The sequence below is a fragment of the Candidatus Methylomirabilota bacterium genome (genome assembly GCA_035315345.1).
Classification (GTDB): domain Bacteria; phylum Methylomirabilota; class Methylomirabilia; order Rokubacteriales; family CSP1-6; genus CAMLFJ01.
This window is the reverse complement of the sequence record DATFYA010000083.1, coordinates 1-17,497: the sequence shown is the minus strand read 5'-3', so window position 1 is coordinate 17,497 and position 17,497 is coordinate 1. Positions and strand designations below refer to the sequence as shown.

Annotated in this window: 17 protein-coding genes; 8 read left to right on the top strand and 9 right to left on the bottom strand. The window is 69.0% G+C overall.

Annotated elements, in window-relative coordinates; all coding sequences use genetic code 11:
* Positions 1-215: 215 nt before the first annotated feature.
* Positions 216-1,613: a sigma-54 dependent transcriptional regulator gene (locus tag VKN16_10280; protein ID HME94590.1), complete on the top strand. Its 1,398-nt coding sequence runs from the start codon at positions 216-218 to the stop codon at positions 1,611-1,613.
* Positions 1,614-1,619: 6 nt separating this feature from the next.
* Positions 1,620-1,970 (top strand): hypothetical protein, encoded by a 351-nt coding sequence (locus tag VKN16_10275; protein HME94589.1) that lies wholly within the window; start codon positions 1,620-1,622, stop codon positions 1,968-1,970.
* Here the strand turns inward: VKN16_10275 and VKN16_10270 are convergent.
* From VKN16_10270 to VKN16_10240, 7 genes are read right to left on the bottom strand one after another with little or no spacing between them, the layout of a single operon-like run.
* Complete coding sequence (locus VKN16_10270) at positions 1,967-3,049, bottom strand: IS630 family transposase (GenBank protein HME94588.1); 1,083 nt, start codon at positions 3,047-3,049, stop codon at positions 1,967-1,969. The genes VKN16_10275 and VKN16_10270 overlap by 4 nt on opposite strands.
* A gap of 57 nt (positions 3,050-3,106) precedes the next feature.
* Entirely contained in the window at positions 3,107-5,008 is a 1,902-nt protein-coding gene (locus VKN16_10265) for a response regulator (protein HME94587.1), read from the bottom strand.
* A complete protein-coding gene (locus VKN16_10260; protein HME94586.1) occupies positions 5,001-7,157 on the bottom strand; it encodes an ATP-binding protein in 2,157 nt (718 codons plus the stop codon). The genes VKN16_10265 and VKN16_10260 overlap by 8 nt, the downstream gene beginning before the upstream one ends.
* On the bottom strand, positions 7,154-8,155 hold the full coding sequence (locus VKN16_10255; protein ID HME94585.1) for a SpoIIE family protein phosphatase: 1,002 nt from the start codon (positions 8,153-8,155) through the stop codon (positions 7,154-7,156). Before VKN16_10255 ends, VKN16_10260 begins: the two co-directional genes overlap by 4 nt.
* The gene (locus tag VKN16_10250) at positions 8,152-8,556 is read right to left on the bottom strand and encodes an anti-sigma regulatory factor (GenBank protein ID HME94584.1); all 405 of its coding nucleotides are present in this window, start codon (positions 8,554-8,556) and stop codon (positions 8,152-8,154) included. The genes VKN16_10255 and VKN16_10250 overlap by 4 nt, the downstream gene beginning before the upstream one ends.
* Complete coding sequence (locus VKN16_10245) at positions 8,540-8,902, bottom strand: STAS domain-containing protein (GenBank protein ID HME94583.1); 363 nt, start codon at positions 8,900-8,902, stop codon at positions 8,540-8,542. The genes VKN16_10250 and VKN16_10245 overlap by 17 nt, the downstream gene beginning before the upstream one ends.
* Before the next feature lie 37 nt (positions 8,903-8,939).
* Positions 8,940-9,797, bottom strand: coding sequence for an STAS domain-containing protein (locus VKN16_10240; protein HME94582.1), 858 nt, complete (start codon positions 9,795-9,797; stop codon positions 8,940-8,942).
* A 381-nt stretch (positions 9,798-10,178) separates the two neighbouring features.
* On the opposite strand from VKN16_10240, the gene VKN16_10235 reads away from it, so the two are divergent.
* The 6 genes from VKN16_10235 to VKN16_10210 are packed head-to-tail and all read left to right on the top strand — an operon-like array spanning position 10,179 to position 16,186.
* Complete coding sequence (locus tag VKN16_10235) at positions 10,179-11,720, top strand: ABC transporter substrate-binding protein (protein HME94581.1); 1,542 nt, start codon at positions 10,179-10,181, stop codon at positions 11,718-11,720.
* On the top strand, positions 11,717-12,637 hold the full coding sequence (locus tag VKN16_10230) for an ABC transporter permease (protein HME94580.1): 921 nt from the start codon (positions 11,717-11,719) through the stop codon (positions 12,635-12,637). The genes VKN16_10235 and VKN16_10230 overlap by 4 nt, the downstream gene beginning before the upstream one ends.
* Complete coding sequence (locus VKN16_10225) at positions 12,634-13,518, top strand: ABC transporter permease (GenBank protein ID HME94579.1); 885 nt, start codon at positions 12,634-12,636, stop codon at positions 13,516-13,518. The genes VKN16_10230 and VKN16_10225 overlap by 4 nt, the downstream gene beginning before the upstream one ends.
* Positions 13,515-14,504: an ABC transporter ATP-binding protein gene (locus VKN16_10220; protein HME94578.1), complete on the top strand. Its 990-nt coding sequence runs from the start codon at positions 13,515-13,517 to the stop codon at positions 14,502-14,504. Before VKN16_10225 ends, VKN16_10220 begins: the two co-directional genes overlap by 4 nt.
* Complete coding sequence (locus VKN16_10215) at positions 14,501-15,475, top strand: dipeptide ABC transporter ATP-binding protein (GenBank protein HME94577.1); 975 nt, start codon at positions 14,501-14,503, stop codon at positions 15,473-15,475. Before VKN16_10220 ends, VKN16_10215 begins: the two co-directional genes overlap by 4 nt.
* 57 nt (positions 15,476-15,532) lie before the next feature.
* Positions 15,533-16,186, top strand: a complete 654-nt coding sequence (locus VKN16_10210) for a DedA family protein (GenBank protein ID HME94576.1) — start codon at positions 15,533-15,535, stop codon at positions 16,184-16,186.
* On the opposite strand, the gene VKN16_10205 is transcribed toward VKN16_10210, so the two are convergent.
* Together VKN16_10205 and VKN16_10200 are read right to left on the bottom strand one after the other, a co-directional pair.
* On the bottom strand, positions 16,137-16,739 hold the full coding sequence (locus VKN16_10205; GenBank protein ID HME94575.1) for a GNAT family N-acetyltransferase: 603 nt from the start codon (positions 16,737-16,739) through the stop codon (positions 16,137-16,139). The genes VKN16_10210 and VKN16_10205 overlap by 50 nt on opposite strands.
* 44 nt (positions 16,740-16,783) lie before the next feature.
* On the bottom strand, positions 16,784-17,497 hold a 714-nt coding region (locus tag VKN16_10200; GenBank protein HME94574.1), incomplete at its 5' end, for a carbohydrate ABC transporter permease.

The window sequence follows — 17,497 nt, the reverse complement described above, 5'->3', positions numbered from 1 at the left end:
TTCAGGAACGGCGCGGCGGCCGCCGCGAAATCGCTCGATCCTTACCGGGTAGGAAGTTCGGAATCGGGGATCGCCCATCCGTGAGGCGTCGTTTCTACCGACACCAACGGGATCGTTCGAGATGGCGTGGCGACGCGTGTTGAAGGAATTGACGAAGGTTTCTCACCAGTTGGGGTGAATTCCCGCCAGGCATGGCGATTGCTCAACGGACAACCATGGCTTCGAAGCCTCACATCCTGATCGTCGACGACGAGGAAGACTCGCGCAGCGCGCTGCAAACGATCCTCGGGACGTGGGGTTATGCGACGGATGGGGCGTCGGAGGGACGAGAGGCCCTGCAGAAGGCGTCGACCCTGCGCCCGTCGCTCGTCATCACCGATCTGGTGATGCCCGACATGGACGGCCTCGCGCTGCTGGACGCCCTGCAGCAGGAATTGCCGCGCGTGCCGGTGATCATCCTCACCGGACAGGCCTCGGTGGATACCGCGGTCTCGGCCATGCGGCAGGGCGCGTACGACTACCTCACGAAGCCGGTCGACCTGGACCGGGTCCGCCTGCTCATCGAAAAGGCGCTCGATCGGGCGCGCACCCTCGACGAGATCATGGTCCTGCGTCGCCGCGTCAAGGAGGTCTGGGGGCTCGGCCGGCTCATCGGCCGGAGCGCGCCAATGCAGGAGGTCCACCGGCTGATCGAGCAGGCGGCCGCCACCCCGGCCCCGGTGCTGATCCACGGCGAGACCGGCACCGGCAAGGAGCTGGTCGCCCGCACGCTCCACGAGCTGTCCACGCGCGCGAACGGGCCGTTCGTGGCGGTCAACTGCGCGGCGATGCCCGAGACGCTGCTGGAGAGCGAGATCTTCGGCCACGAGCGCGGCGCGTTCACCGACGCGCGCGACCGGCGCGAGGGCTGCTTCGAGCTGGCCCACGGCGGCACCCTGCTGCTGGACGAGGTGGCCGAGATGCAGCCGGGCACCCAGGCCAAGTTCCTCCGGGTGCTCGAGGAGGGCTCCTTCCGGCGGCTGGGCGGCAAGACGGAGATCCGGGTGGACGTACGGGTGGTGGCGGCGACCAACAAGGACCCGATCGTGGCCCTGAAGGACGGCGCATTCCGGGAGGACCTCTACTACCGGCTGAACGTGTTCAGCCTCTCGATCCCCCCGCTGCGGCAGCGGGTGGACGACATCCCGCTCATCGTCACCGGGTTCATCGAGGAGTTCAACGGCAAGTACGACAAGCACATCACCGGTGTGGACGACGCCACCCTGAAGATCCTCATGTCCCATTCGTGGCCGGGCAACGTGCGCGAGCTGCGCAATGTAGTGGAGCGGGCCTTCATCGCCTGCGAGGGCGACGTGATCACGCCGAAGACCCTGCCCGCCACCTCGCCGGTGACCCCGGTGCCGGCCTGGAGCGGCGATCCCGACGCGCTGACCGTGCCCCTCGGCCTGCCGCTCCGCGAGGTGGAGAAGCAGTTCGTGCTGCGGACGCTGGCCGCCGAGAACAACAACAAGACCCGCGCCGCCGATCGGCTGGCCATCAGCACCAAGACGCTCCACAACATGCTCCAGCGCTGGGGCCTGCTCCACAAGGCGCCATCTCGCAGCGGGCCATGACCCGTCATGAAGCCGCCGAGCCTTGCCGACGCGACGCACGAGGCCATCTCTCGCCTTCGTCGGATCGAGGGGGCGCTGCAGAACCTGCCCTCGGGGCCGGAGCAGGCTCCGCTGGTCGGTGACCTCAGCGCGCTCCGCGAGACCCTGGAGCGCCTGGAACAGCTGGAGCGGGACGAGCGGCACCGGCTCGGGCACGATCTGCGGGTGCCGCTGAACACGCTGGCCGGGTGGACCCATATCCTGCGGCTGGACGCGGCCACCTCGTCCACGGTGCAGCGGGCGGTGGACGTGTTCGAGCGCAACGTCCGGGCGCTGACCCGCCTGATCGAGACCTATACCGCCGATCCCGGACGCTAGTGTCCTGTCTCTAACGCTTCTTTACAACGCTTGATCTTGCGTAGGATGGCCGAGGCCGTGGCGGTCCAGATGAATGGACGAGGGTCGTTGTTGTGTTCGCGGACGTAGCGGCGAATGGCGGCGATCAGAGCCGACACGCTGCGGAACGTGCCGCGGCGCAGACGCTTGCGCGTGATCTCCGCGAAGAAGCGCTCGACGAGATTCAGCCAGGACGCCCCGGTCGGGGTGAAGTGGAAATGAAACCGTGGGTGGGCCGTGAGCCATGCCTTCACGGTGGGATGCTTGTGCGTGCCGTAGTTGTCGAGAATGAGATGGAGGTCCTGGCGGCGTGGCGTCTGCCGATCGATCGTGTCCAAGAACGCGATGAACTCGGTGTGCGTGTGGCGCGCCTGACACCGCTCGATCACGTGCCCCTCGAGGATATTCAGGGCCGCAAAGAGCGTGGTGGTGCCGTGCCGCGCGTAATCATGCGTCTGGCGGGCCGGGATTCCGGGTCGCAGCGGCAGGATCGGCTGCGTGCGATCCAGCGCTTGAATCTGGCTCTTCTCATCGACGCTCAGCACCAGGGCTTGCGCCGGCGGGTTCACATAGAGGCCGACGATGTCCCGCAGCTTGCGCACGAAGTCGGGATCACGGCTGAGCTTGAAGGTCTCCACACGATGGGGCTGGAGATTGTGCGCTTGCCAGATCCGATGCACCGTGGCCGGACTCACCCGCTGGCGCTTCGCCAACGTGCGCACGCTCCAGTGCGTCGCGTCCGGGGGCGTCGTCTGCAGCGTGGCATTCACGATCGCTTCCACCTTCTCAGGCCGGATCCGCTTCTTGCGCCCCGGCCGCGGCGCGTCCTTCAGCAGGCCGGCCACGCCCGCTTCGGTGTACCGTTGCCGCCAGAGGAGCAGCGTCGGCCGGCTGATCCCCAGTTCCTTGGCCAGCGCATGATTCGGCCGCCCCGCGGCGGCGCCCAACACCATGCGCGCCCGAAGCGCGACGCGCTGGGGCGTCTTGCCGCTCCGGATCAATGTCTCCAACCACTCCTGATCCTCTCGGCTCACACGGAGGGCGCGGGCGGGTTTCCACATGATGAGCGACGATAGCATGGCCCGGCCTCATTGTAAATCTATTTCAGAGACTGGACACTAGGGGCCCGTTCCGCCGCGAATCGCCGCCGCGAGCTTCACCGGATCGACCGGCTTCACGAGATGGGCATCGAAGCCCGCCCCCTGGGAGCGCTTCAGATCGTCGGGCAGCCCGTAGCCCGTCAGGGCCACCAGCCGGACGGCACGCCCCGCATGGTCGGCTCTCACGCGCCGGGCCACCTCGTAGCCGTCGAGCGCGGGCAGTCCCAGGTCCACGAGGGCCACGTCGGGAACGACCTTGAGGATGGTGTCGACGCCGCCCGGTCCGTCCGCCGCTTCGTGAACCTCGTGGCCCGCGTGCTCGAGCATGTACCGCAGCATCTCGCGGCCGTCACGGCTGTCCTCCACGATGACAATGCGTCGCGGGTTCGGCGTGGAGGGCGCTTCGGGCTTGCGCTCGTCTTCTCGCGGGGCCGCGATCTGGGGCAGCTCCACGGTGATCGTGCTGCCGTGCCCGAGTCCCGGGCTTTCGGCGGTGACCCGGCCGCCATGGAGCTCGACCAGCCGACGCACCAGTGTCAACCCGATGCCGAGACCGCCTTCCGCTCGGTCGAGCGTCCGCTCGCCCTGGTAGAACAGATCGAAGATCCGGTCGATCATCTGCAGGGTCATGCCCATCCCGGTGTCCTGGACGGAGAGTCGAGCCACCCGACCGTCTCCTCGTACCGTGACCAGGATGCGACCGCCCCGCGGCGTGTACTTGATCGCATTCGATAGCACGTTCATCACGATCTGCTCGACCCGCGCCTGATCGGCCTCGACCCATGTCGGCTCGGTGCGCAGGGTGATCGTGTGGTGGGGCGTCTCTCCCGGGGACATGAAACCGGCCACGCATCGCTGGGCCGCCTCGGCCAGGTCCACCGGGACGGGGTGGAGGACGATCTTGCCGGTGGTGACGCGCCCCACGTCGAGCAGGTCATCGACCAGCCGGCCCAGCTGGGCCACCTGGCGGCCGATGACGACACGCGCCTTCAGCGAGGTCTCCTCGGTGGCCGGCTGAGCGTCCAGCACCCGGACCGCGGTTCCGATGACGTCGAGCGGGTTACGCAGCTCGTGACCGAGCATGGCCAGGAACTCGTCCTTCGCGCGGTTGGTGGCTTCGGCTTCCTCGCGAGCCTGCTGCTCGCGTGCGAACAGCGCCGCGCGGACCTCGGCCGCTTGCCGCTCGATGGTCACGTCGCTGACGATGCATACGAACCCGGTGAGCGTGTCGCCTTCGAGCACCGGATCCACGAGGAAACGAAGCCAGCGCCGATCGCGCCGGAGGTCGAGGGTCTCCCGGCGTCGGGTCTGCTCGACCCGCCGGGTGGGCGACGGCTCCGAGCCTCCGCCGAAGCTCGTCCAGATCTCGGTCCACGGACGGCCGGTCAGATCGGCCGGCGCGATCTCCACGAGCGCCGCGAAGGCGGCATTGACCCGCGCCACCGTGCCGGCGGCCCCGAGCAGGCAGACGCCGTCGCCGATCGCGTCGAACGTGGCCTGCCAGCCGCGACTGGCCGCACGCAGCCCTTCTTCGGCTCGACGCAGGCGCAGCAGGGAGTGGATCGTGGCGAGCAAGACCGCCGGCTCGACCGGATCGATGAGATAGCTATCCGCCCCGCCCTCGTACGCCAGGTCCTGCGCCCGGTCACTGACGAACGTGGCCGACACGTGCACGATCGGCAGGGTGGTCGTGGCCGGATCGGCCCGGAGCCTGCGGCAGACCTCGAAGCCGTCCATGTCCGGCAGATTCACGTCGAGAAGGACGAGGTCCGGGCGACTGTCCCTCGCGATCTCGAGCGCCTGGCCGCCGGTACCCGCATCGAGCACCTGGAAGCCGGCGCGCTTCAACATCTCGGTGCGCGCATAGCGCGCCGCCTCGTAGTCGTCCACGTTGAGGATGAGCGCCCGTTTCTCAACCACTGTCCATCTCCCTTCGGGTCACGTTCGAGAGCGCGGCGCGCAGCTCCGCCACCGCCGCCCCGTCGGCCAGGCCTTGCTTCGACAGGACCTGGAGCGCGTGCGGAGCCAGGCGCCGTCGCTCCTCCTCGCTGAGGGCCTTGGAGGTCAGGATCACCACCGGAATGTCCATCGTGGCCGGGTCCCGCTTCAGCTGCGCGAGCACGTCGAAGCCGGACATCTCGGGCATCACCAGGTCGAGAATGATGGCGTCCGGGTGCTCCGCGCGTGCGTCGCGCAGGCCTTGCGTCGCCCCCCCGGCTTCCCGGATCTGGAACGGGGCGCCCGCGAGACGGTTCCGGACCAGATACCGGGAAATCTCGTCGTCGTCGATCACCAGGACCCGGCGCCCCGGTTGGCGATCGAGCAGGCGGCGCAGGGTGCCGAGCAGCCAGTCCGGATGCACCGGCTTGATCGCGCAGGCATCCGCGCCCAGCGTCAGGCCCTTCGCCTGATCGTCGATGCTCGAGACGACGACGATGGGGACGTCCCGCGTATCCCCGCGCCGCCGCAGCTCGCCGACGAACGCCCCGGCCTCTTCGTCGGCGAGCCGAATATCGAGCACCAGGGCGACCGGATGGCGCTGGTCGATGAGGCGCCGGGCCTCCGCAAGCGTACGCGCGGGCAGGACCTGGAAAGAAGAGCCGCGGAAGTAGTAGTCGTAGGGGACCGAGTCCTGGCTACTGTCCTCGACGACCAGGACCGGGAGCGCGCCGACCTGGGTCGACCCCGGGAGAGCGACCTTCGTCTGCTCCGGCTCGACCTCGTGCGGGCAGCGGATCGGGATCACCACGCGGAAGGTCGACCCGATCCCGAGCGTGCTCTCGACGGTGACGCGGCCGCCGAGGAGCGTGGTCAGCCGCCGCACCAGCGGCAGGCCGAGCCCGGTGCCGTGCACCCTTCGCTGCATCGGATTGTCGATCTGGTCAAACTCCTCGAAGATGCGCTGCTGGTCCTCGGGGGCGATGCCGATGCCGGTATCGGCGACCGAGAACTCGATCGCCATGTCCCCGATCCGCCGGGCCCCCACGCGGATCTCGCCGCGCTCGGTGAACTTGAGCGCGTTCGAGAGCAGGTTGCGCAGGATCTGGGAGACCTTGGCCTCGTCGGTGTGCATCGGGGGCAGGTCCTGGGGATCATCGAAGACCATCTCGATGGATTCGTTCAGGAGCAGCGGCCGCAGCATGCCGCGCAGGGTCGCGAACAGATTGGCCACATCGAAGTCGACCGCGCGCACCACCACCTTGCCCGCTTCCACCTTGGCCAGGTCGAGCAGGTCGTTGACGAGCTCGATGAGATCCTCGGCCGCCTTGCGCACGTAGCCGACCTGACGGCGCTGCTCCAGGGACAGCGGGCGCTCGGCGTCCTCGAGCAGGAGCCGGGAGAGCGCGAGCATCGAGTTGAGCGGAGTGCGGAACTCGTGGCTCATGTTGGAGAGAAAGCGCGACTTCATCTCGTCGGCACGCCGGAGCGTGTCGGCCTTCTCGTCCAGCTCCGCGTAGAGCGCGAGGACGCCGCGGTTGGTGTCCTGTAACTCCGCGTTGAGCCGCGAGAGCTCCTCCTGCCGCTGCCGCAGCTCGTCGAGCGTCCGGAGCAGCTCTTGGTTCTGCTGCCGGATCTCCTCCAGCGGATTCCGTGGCGTTTCTCGCGCGAGGGCCGCCGCGATTGCCGCGAGCTGCGGGGGGTCGACCTCCGCCGCACGACGGGGAAACAGCTTCCCGAGCGCGACGGTGACGCCGACCCCCGGCCGATTGGTCACCTCGAAATGATCGACCAGCCGTCGCGCCCCCAGCATGCCGATGCCCATGCCGGTCGAGGAGCGATACCGGCCGGCGAGGATCGTGTCGAGGTCGCGGATGCCGGGTCCTCGATCGCTCACCCGCACCAGCAGTCGCTGGGGCGCATCGCGCCCTTCCACGAACATCTCGACCTTCCCGCCGCCCGCGTACATGAACGCGTTGCGGGCAATCTCGGACACCGCGGTGGCGATGCGGGTCTGGCCCTGGCCGTCGAAGCCCAGGCGGGCGGCCAGATCGCGCGCGCGCTGGCGCACCGCCACCACGTCCTGCTCGTCGCGGACGAAGAGGGACGCGAGCGACACGCTCGGGGTCACGGGGCGCGCAGCCGGGCCGCCACGACGGTGACGTCGTCGCGTCCGCGGCACCAGTCGCGGTAGAGCACTCCCGCGACCAGGGTGGGATGGCGGCTGGGCAGGCCCGGATAGCGCTCGATCTGCCAGCGGCTGCTCAGCCCGTCGGAGTGCATCACGAGCACGGCGTCCTCGGACCACGGGTAGGTGAACTCGTGGATACGTCCAGCGTCGTGTCCCGCGGTGCCGTTGGCCGAGACCATGTGGCGGCTCGTACCGTCGGCCACGATCGTCCCCGCCACGTTGCCGAGTCCCGAGTAGGTCGCCACCCCGCGGCTCCGGTCGATGCGCGCCACTGAAACCGCGGCGCCCCGACTACCCCGGAGCGCGTCGTGGATCGCCGCGATCTGGGCGCTCGGGGGCAGGCCCGGCGCGGCTTCGAAGACGCGCACGGCCAGACGGGAGGCGTCGGCGGCGCCGAGACCGTGGCCGAGTCCGTCGACGACCATGAGCGAAGGACACTCCGGGTCGTCGGCTACCGCGAAGCCGTCGCCGCAGACCTTTTCGCCCGCCTTGGGCACCGTCACCGTGCCCACCTCGAGCGTCACCGGGCGAGCGCCGTGGCGGGCGAACGGTGACACGCGGGCCACGATGGCCGTGCCGCCCGGGCGCATCGTGTACACGTCCACCAGCGAGGCCAGCCGCTGCACTGCGCCCAGTCCGGTGCCCGGACTGCCCATGGTGGAATAGCCGTCGCGGAAGCACTCCGCGACGTTCGCCATGCCGTCTCCGCGATCGAGGGCCAGGACCTCGACCGCCCCCTCGACCGCTCGGACCAGGAGCTGACCGCCGCCCCCGTGCTTGACGAGATTGCTGGCGAGCTCGTTGACCACGAGGGCCAGCCGGCCCTGCAGCTCTGCGTCGAGACCGGTCGAGACGGCCAGATCGAGAATTCGCCGCCGAGCCTCACCGATCTGGCTGGGCTCGTCGACCACGAACGGCAGCGGATTCGTGACGATCACTTCCACCTCGTGATGCACACCCAGGTGCCCCGTCCCGGCGCCGACCTGATGTCAAAGGTGCTGCTCAGCCGGCGCGCTCCGCCGAGACCGAGCCCCAGGCCGGAGCCGCTGGTGTAGCCGTCGCGCAGCGCCTGCGACACGTCAGCGATACCCGGCCCCTTGTCCTCGAACGTGAGACGCAGTCCCCGGCGTGAGCCGTCCGTGAGCTCATCCAGCCGCGCCGTGCCGCCCCCGCCGTGGATGAGCGTGTTCCGGGCCAGCTCGCTGGCCGCGGTCACGATCTTGGTCTGGTCGACCAGGCTGAAGCCGAGCGCGACCGACCACTGGCGGGTGACCTGGCGGACGCGGACGACGTCCTCGTCGGAGTGGATTCCGATCGTCTCGTCAGGCGCGGGGGCCATCGAGATCCCCGGTCTGGCCCAGGCGCCGGCGGATCAGGGCCATGCCTTTCTCGGCGTTCAGGGCGGTGCGGACTCCCTCCAGTCTCAACCCGAGCTCGATCAGGGTGATCGCGACCGCGGGCCGCATGCCGACCACGACGGTCTCCGCATCGAGGATGCGGGCCATGTTCGCGATGTTCCCAAGGGCGCGGCCGATGAACGAGTCGACGATCTCGAGGGCCGAGATGTCGATCAGCACACCCCGCGCGCGGTGCAGGACGATCTGGTGGGTCAGCTCGTCCTGCAAGGTCATGACGAGCCGATCGTGCATCTCGACCTGGATGGTGACGAGCAGGAATTCCCCCATCTTGAGGATGGGGATGCGCTCGCCGGGGGGCTTGCCGTCAAGCACGCGCGGCGGTTCTCGTCACGGTGGCGCCGACGCGGCCCATCGCGAGCACGAACGCGTCGGCCAGCGTGGCCTTGGTGGCGACTCCGCCGAGGTCCACGCCCAGGTGGACGATCGTCTGGGCGATCTGGGGTCGGATGCCGCTGATGATGCACTCGGCGCCCATGAGCCGGGCGGCCCCGACCGTCTTGAGCAGGTGCTGGGCCACGAGGGTGTCGACGGTGGGCACGCCCGTGATGTCGACGATGGCGATCGACGCTCCGGTGTCCACGATCCGCTGCAGCAGGCTCTCCATCACGATCTGGGTGCGCTCGCTGTCGAGGGTTCCGATGAGGGGCACCGCGAGGATCCCTTCCCACAATGAGACCACGGGGGTGGAGAGCTCGAGCAGCTCTCGCTGCTGCCGGACGATGATGTCCTCGCGACTCTTCCGGAACGCCTCGGTCGTGAACAGCCCGAGCTGGTCGAGCAGCAGCGTGGCGGTCCACAGCTCGCGCGCGAGGCTCTCCGCGTCACTCCGGTACTCCTGTTGCAGGCGAGCGAAGAGCGGTTCCTTGAAGGAGAACACGAACGAAGCGGTCTCGCTCGGGGTCGAGCCGTGACGCGCGCGCGAGGCCGAGATATCGGCCAGCAGGTCGCGCATCTTCGTCCAGGCGCGGCCGTCGGTCTTTCCGGTGGCATCGACCTCCATCGCCTCCACCAGCAGCCGGACGAACGCGCGCGCGTGGTGTTCCACCTCCGCGCGGTCGACCGTCCGGCCCCCGCTCTTCGCGAGCAGATCGATCCAGTCGGTCAGGATGGGCGACTCGTGCTGACGCACGATCGCGGCGAGCCTGCTCTGCCGATCCACCATGAGGGCGCTCCTGTGCGCAGGGATGTTGGTGAGCCAGTCGCTCGTAGAGGCTCATTAGACTCAACGGCTACGGTCTTTTCAAGGGCTCATGTCGGTCCGGCGACGCGTTCACGCTCGACCGGTAAAAACTTCCAGGGCGGTGGTCGAGCTCACGAGCGTCAGACCTGCGGACCGGCCCATTGACAAGGCGGCGGTTTCGAAGATAATCACCGCACCCGCAAGCCCGAATCAGGCTTTGGTCCAGCTTCCCGAGCGTTCCGACCCTTCGTCTCAGGAGGAGACGGTGGTGACCCGACTCCGGCGGAAGATGCCCGACGGCCCTTCCGGCGGCCCCTCGGCCGCGCGCTCATCGCTCTGCCCGCCGAACTCCTCGAGGCCTTCATGAAACTCGCCCGCTCGTTCGTCGCCCTCGCCATCGCGTCGGCTCTGCTCGCCGGTGTCACCGCCTTGCCCGCCGCCGGTGCGGAAGGCCAGGCCACCTGGGCGGTGCACATCTCGCTGGCCCCGACCTGGTTCGATCCGGCCGAGACCGCCGGCATCATCACGCCGTTCATGGTGCTCTACGCACTGCACGACGCGCTCGTGAAGCCCATGCCGGGCAAGCCGATGACCCCGTCGCTGGCCGAGTCGTGGACTCAGTCGAAGGACGGGCTGGAGTACGAGTTCGTGCTGCGCAAGAACGTGCGCTTCCACAACGGCGACGTGATGAACGCCGAGGACGTCAAGTTCTCCTTCGAGCGGTACCGCGGGGCCAGCGCCACGCTGCTCAAGAGCAAGGTGGCCAAGGTGGAGGTGGTCGACCCCCTGCGCGTGCGCTTCACCCTCAAGCAGGCCTGGCCGGACTTCATGGCCTTCTACGCGACCCCGGCCACCGGGGCGGCGTGGATCGTGCCGAAGAAGTACGTCGAGCGGGTCGGCGACGAGGGCTTCAAGAAGGCGCCGGTCGGAGCGGGACCGTACAAGTTCGTCTCGTTCAAGCCGGGCGTCGAGCTGACCCTGGAGGCCTTCGAGCAATACTGGCGCAAGCCACCCAGCGTGAAGACGCTGGTGCTGCGCACCATCGGCGACGAGTCCACCCGGCTGGCCGCGCTCAAGCGTGGCGAGGTCGACGTGGCCTACTCGATCACCGGGCCGCTCGCCGAGGAGGTCAAGCGGGGGCAGGGCCTGAAGCTGGTGCCGACGTACTTCACGTTCACCACGTGGCTGGTCTTCCCCGATCAGTGGGATCCGAAGTCGCCCTGGCACGACCGACGCGTGCGTCAGGCCGCCAACCTCGCCATCGATCGGGCCGGCATCAACGCCGCGGTGTACCTGGGGCTCTCCAAGCTGTCCTTCTCGTTCATCCCGCAGGGCATGGACTACTTCTGGGCGCCCCCGCCCTCCCCCTTCGACCCCAAGCGGGCGAAGCAGCTCCTGACCGAGGCGGGCTATCCGAACGGGTTCGAATCCGGCGATCTGTCCGGCGACACCATCTACGGCGTCGCCATCGGGGAGCCGGTGGCCAACTATCTGCAGCAGGTCGGCATCCGCCTTCGCCTGCGGCCGATGGAGCGCGCGGCGTTCTTCAAGGAGTATGGTGAGAAGAAGCTGCGCGGCGTGATCTTCAGCGGCAGCGGGGCGCCCGGCAACGCGCCCACGCGGCTGGAGCAGTACGCGGTGACCGGCGGCCGGTACAGCTACGGGGCGTATCCCGACATCGACGGCCTCTACACCGAGCAGGTGAACGAGATGAACCCGAGAGTGCGCCAGCAGATCCTCACCAAGATCCAGCAGCTCGTCCACGAGAAGGCGATGTTCGGGCCGGTCATCGAGCCCGCGTTCCTGAACGGGGTCGGCCCGCGCCTCGAGGTGCACGGCCTCGGGCTCATCGCCAACCACGCCTACTCCGCGCCCTACGAGGACCTGAGGCTCACGCGGCCGTGAAGCAGTACATCGCCAAGCGCGTCGGCTACGCCTTCATCTCGCTCATCATCCTCTCGCTCATCATCTTCCTGCTCGTGCGGCTGACCGGGGATCCCACCGTGCTCCTGGTCGAGCCGGGCGCGAGCCAGGCCGACCTGGACGCGATGCGCAAGCAGTTCGGGCTCGACCAGTCGCTCTGGGTGCAGTACGGCCATTTCGTGGCGAGCCTCGTGCGGGGCGATCTGGGCCACTCGTTCTACTACCGCACCCCGGTCCTCGAGCTCTACCTCTCGCGCCTGCCCAGCTCGCTGCTGCTCGCGGGTGCCGCGATGGTCTTCTCGCTCGTGATCGGCATCCCCACCGGTATCGTGGCCGCGGTACGGGTGAACCGCTGGTGGGACAGCGCGGGCAAGATCTTCGCGCTGCTCGGCCTGTCGCTGCCCTCGTTCTGGGTCGGCCTGCTCCTGATCCTGTTCTTCTCGGTCTATCTGGGCTGGCTCCCCTCCTCGGGGTCGGGCACCGCGCTGCACCTGCTCATGCCCGCCTTCGCGCTCGGCTGGTACTTCGCGGCCGCCCACATGCGCCTCACCCGCTCCTCCATGCTCGACGTCCTGGGCTCGGAATACGTGAAGCTGGCCCGCCTCAAGGGCCTGCCGGAAGCGCTCGTGATCAGCAAGCACGCGTTCAAGAACGCGCTGATCCCAGTGCTCACCCTCGCCGGCATCAACCTGGTCATCATGGTCAACGTCGCGGTGGTGGTGGAGACGGTGTTCGCCTGGCCGGGTATCGGCCGTCTCCTCTACGAGGGCATCGCGTTCCGGGACTTCCCGGTCGTGCAGGCGACCGTGATCCTGAATGGAGCGATGGTCGTGATCGTGAGCCTCCTCGTCGACATCCTCTACGCGGTGATCGATCCGCGGATCCGGCTCGCGCGATGAACGGCAGCCGGTCGGCCGCGCTCACCGTCGCCTGGCGCTTCGCCGCCTTCCGCACCGAGGGCTTCCCCATCATCGCGTGCTCGATCCTGGGCGGGCTGCTCTTCGTGGCCATCTTCGCCAACGTGCTCGCCCCGCACGATCCCGAGGTCGGCGCCCTCGGGGAGCGCTTCCGCCCGCCGGTGTGGCAGCAGGGGGGCAGCGAGAAGTTCCTCCTGGGCAGCGACCACCTGGGGCGCGACGTGCTCTCCCGCCTCATCTTCGGGGCGCGCGTCTCGATCGTGGTGGGCTTCACCGCGGTGATCGTGGCCGGCGTGCTCGGCACCGGGCTCGGCATCCTGTCCGGCTATCTCGGCGGCTGGGTGGACCAGGTCATCATGCGGCTGACCGACAGCTGGCTGGCCCTGCCCGCGCTCACCTTCGCGATCTTCCTGGCCGCGGTGGTGGGGCCGAGCGAGATGAACATCGTGATCATCCTGGGCCTGGTCTACTGGACGCGCTACGCGCGGGTCATCCGCGGCGAGGTGCTCTCGCTCAAGGAGCGCGACTTCGTGCGGCTCGCCATCGTGGCCGGGTGCTCCAAGCGCACGATCATGAAGCGGCACATCCTGCCCAACGTGCTCAACTCCGCCATCGTCCTCGGCACCCTCATGCTCGGGGTGGTGGTGGTGACCGAGGCCGCCCTCTCCTTCCTGGGGGTCGGGGTGCCGCCTCCGAAGCCGGCGTGGGGGCTCATGCTCGCCGACGGCAAGAAGGGCCTCATGGCCGGCTACTGGTGGCTCACCGTCCTGCCCGGCTGCTGCATCATGCTCATGGTCCTGTCCGCCAACCTGCTCGGCGACTGGCTCCGCGTGAAGCTCGATCCGCAGCTCCGCCAGCTGTGAGCGACGCTCCGCTCCTCGAGCTGTGCAACCTCTCGACGCACTACGTGAGCGCCCGGGGCACCCGGGTGGTGCGCGCGGTGGACGACGTGTCGCTCACCCTCGCCCCGGGCAGCACGCTGGGCATCGTGGGCGAATCCGGCTCGGGCAAGAGCACGCTGGCGCTGACCATCCTGCGCCTGCTGCCGCCCGCCGCCAAGATCACCTCGGGAGCGATCCGCTTCGAGGGCGAGGACCTCCTCACGAAGTCGGACGGCGAGATGCGGCGGATCCGCGGCAAGCGGATCGCGATGATCCTGCAGGACCCGATGGCCTCCCTGAACCCGCTGTTCACCATCGGCGACCAGGTCGCCGAGCCGCTGCGCGTGCACGAAGGAGAGCGGCGCGCTACCGCATGGACCCGCGCCACCGGCCTGCTGAAGTCGGTGCGCATCTCCGCGCCCGAGTCGCGGGTGCGCGAATACCCGCACCAGATGTCGGGCGGCATGCGCCAGCGCATCGTGGGCGCCATCGCCATCTCGTGCGCGCCGCGGCTGCTGATCGCCGACGAGCCCACCACCAGCCTCGATCTCACGATCCAGGCCCAGTACCTGAACCTGCTGCGGGACTTGCAGCGACAGCACCAGCTGGCCCTCATCTTCATCACCCACAACCTGGGCATCGTGGCCAAGATGTGCGATCAGGTCGCGGTGATGTATGCGGGCCGGCTCGTCGAGTGGGGCCCGGTCACTCGCATCTTCGATTCCCCTGCGCATCCCTACACGCGGGCGCTGCTCGAATCGATCCCGCGCATGGGCGACAGCCGCGACCGGCTCACCGCCATCGAGGGCCAGCCGCCGGACCTGGCCGGCCTGCCGTCCGGCTGCGCGTTCCACCCGCGCTGTCCGCAGGCCATGGCCCACTGCCGCGAGGAGGCGCCGCCCGAGACCGCGCTGGGCCCCAGCCACACCGCGCGGTGCTGGCTCAATGTGCCGGCGGTCGCGCGATGAGCCCGCCCCTGCTCGAGGCGCGCAGCCTCATCAAGCACTTCCCGGTGCGCCGCGGCCTCCTGTCACGTCCGGTCGGCGTGGTGCGCGCGGTGGACGACGTGACGTTCTCGGTCGGCGTGGGCAAGACGCTGGGCCTCGTGGGCGAGTCCGGCTGCGGCAAGACCACCACCGCCAAGCTCGTGCTGAAGCTCGAGGACCCGACCGGAGGCGAGCTGCGCTTCGAGGGCCGCGACATCCGCGGCCTCGACGCGGAGGGGGTGAAGGGCTACCGCCGCGCGGTGCAGGCGGTGTTCCAGGATCCGTTCGCCTCGCTCAATCCGCGCATGCGCGTCGACGCCATCATCGCGGAGCCCCTGGTCACCCACGAGCGGCTGGACGGAGCCGAGGTGGCCAAGCGGGTGAGCCGGCTCATCGATCTGGTCGGGCTGCCCGAGCGCACCGCCCGCCTGTTCCCGCACGAGTTCTCGGGCGGCCAGCGCCAGCGCATCGCAATCGCGCGCTCGCTCGCGCTCTCGCCCCGTCTGGTGGTGCTGGACGAGCCGGTCTCCGCCCTCGACGTGTCGATCCGCGCGCAGATCCTGAACCTGCTGCGCGACCTGCAGGCCCAGCTGGGCCTGTCGTATCTGTTCATCGCGCACGACCTGGCCGCGGTGGCCCACATGAGCCACACCATCGCGGTCATGTACCTGGGGCAGATCGTGGAGATCGGCGACGCCCAGACCATCGCGACGCGGCCCCGGCATCCCTACACGCAGGCCCTCTTCGCGGCGGCCCTGCCGTCGCATCCGGCGGAGACGCGCGAGGAGATGGTGCTCTCCGGGGAGGTGCCGAGCCCGCTGAATCCGCCCGCGGCCTGCCGCTTCCACCCGCGCTGTCCGCACGCGATGCCCCGCTGCTCCACCGAGGAGCCGGTGCTGCGCGAGACGGACGGGCGCCAGGTGTCCTGCCACCTCTACGCCTCGCCCGCCTGAGCGCGCGTTCCCGCGAATTCGGCCGCCCGGCCGGCGGGACGGTACAATGTTGCGGCCATGGACCTGGTCTGGTCGCTCGTCGACGTGCTGCTGCACCTGGACCGGCACCTCAGCGAGGTCATCCAGCACTACGGGGTCTGGACCTACCTGATCCTGTTCCTGATCGTCTTCTGCGAGACCGGGCTGGTGGTGACCCCATTCCTGCCCGGCGACTCGCTGCTCTTCGCGGTCGGCACCTTCGCGGCCATCGGGGCGCTGGACCTCTGGCTCGCGATGCTGCTGCTGGCGGTGGCCGCGATCCTGGGCGACAGCGTCAACTACGCGATCGGCGCGCGCCTCGGGCCGCGGGTGTTCCGGCGGGAGGGCGTGCGCTTCCTCAACCGCAAGCATCTCGAGCGCACCCACGAGTTCTACGAGCGCTACGGGGCCAAGACCATCGTGATCGCGCGGTTCGTCCCGATCGTGCGGACCTTCGCGCCGTTCGTGGCCGGGATCGGGCGGATGAGCTATCCGCGGTTTCTCTTCTACAACGTGGCGGGGGCGCTGCTCTGGATCGTGAGCCTGGTGGTGGGCGGCTACCTCTTCGGCAACATTCCGGTGGTACGCCGCAACTTCTCCCTGGTGGTCTTCGCGATCATCGGGCTGTCCATCCTGCCCGCGGTCATCGAGCTGTGGCGTCAGCGTCGCGCCGTCGGAAGCTCAGCCGGGTGATCCCCTCCTCGGTCTGGCGCTCCTCGATCCGCGTGCGCGTCGACAGCAGCCGCAGCATCCGATGGTTCTCGGTGAGCACGTAGGCCCGGAAGCGCCCGATCCCGCGGGCGGCCGCCGCGCTCAAGACCGAGTCCAGCAAGATCGTCCCGAGGCCCCGCCCCTGCCAGCCGTCCTCGACCACGAAGGCCACCTCGGCGAGGTCCGGCTCGTCACCGCGCTCGTAGCGGCCCACCCCGATGATCTGATACCCCGACACCGTCTCATGCTCGGCCACCAGGGCGAGGCGACGCACGTAGTCCACGTTGGCGAAGAAGTGATACCAGTCGGTGGGCAGGCGCTGCATGACGGTGAAGAAGCGCTGGTAGGCGCTGTGCCGGCTCAGCCGGTCGTAGAGGAGGGCGAGCTTCGGCTCGTCGTCGGGACGAATGGGCCGGATCCGAACCGCGGCCGCGTCGCGCAGCACCACGGTCCGGTCCAGATCGCGCGGGTACGGCGCGGCGGTCTGGACCGCGGGTCGGTCGGAGCGGGCCGGGCCGGGCTCGATGGGTTCCACGCCCTTTGGATGCCGCGGGGGGCGGGCGCGTTCCGCGCGGGGGCCTACTTGATGGCGCCCGCGGTCAGGCCGGAGACGTAGTAGTCGAGGAAGAAGACGTAGAGGATGACGATCGGCACCGAGCCCAGCACCGCCCCGGCCATCAGGGAGCCCCAGAAGTAGATGTCGCCCCGGATCAGCTCGGTCGTCACCCCCACGCTGGCCGTGATCTCCTCCGAGGAGGAGGTGAAGGTCAGCGCGTAGATGAACTCGTTCCAGGACAGCGTGAAGGCGAAGAGGATCGCGCACACCAGGCCGGGGATCGCGATGGGCATCACGATTCGCAGCAGCGCCTGCAGCCGCGTGGCCCCGTCCACCATCGCGCACTCCTCCACCTCCTTGGGCACGGTGCGGAAGTAGCCCATGAGCAGCCAGGTGCAGAACGGCACCAGGAAGGTGGGGTACGTCATGACGAGGGCCCACTTGGAGTCGGCGAGCCCGACCCAGTTCACGATCTGGGCGAGCGGAAGGAACAGGAGCGAGGTGGGCACCAGGTAGGTCACGAAGATGCCGGTGCCGAAGGCGCTCACCCCGAGGAAGCGCAGCCGGGCCAGCGCGTAGGCCGCCACCGTCCCGATGAGGACGGAGATGCCGGTGGCGATGATGGTGACCATCAGGCTGTTCTTGGTCCAGGTCAGGAACTCGGTGTCCCACAGGAGCTTGGTGTAGTGCTCGAGCGTCGCGCCCTGCCTGATGAGGAGCGGTACGTCGTGGCGGTC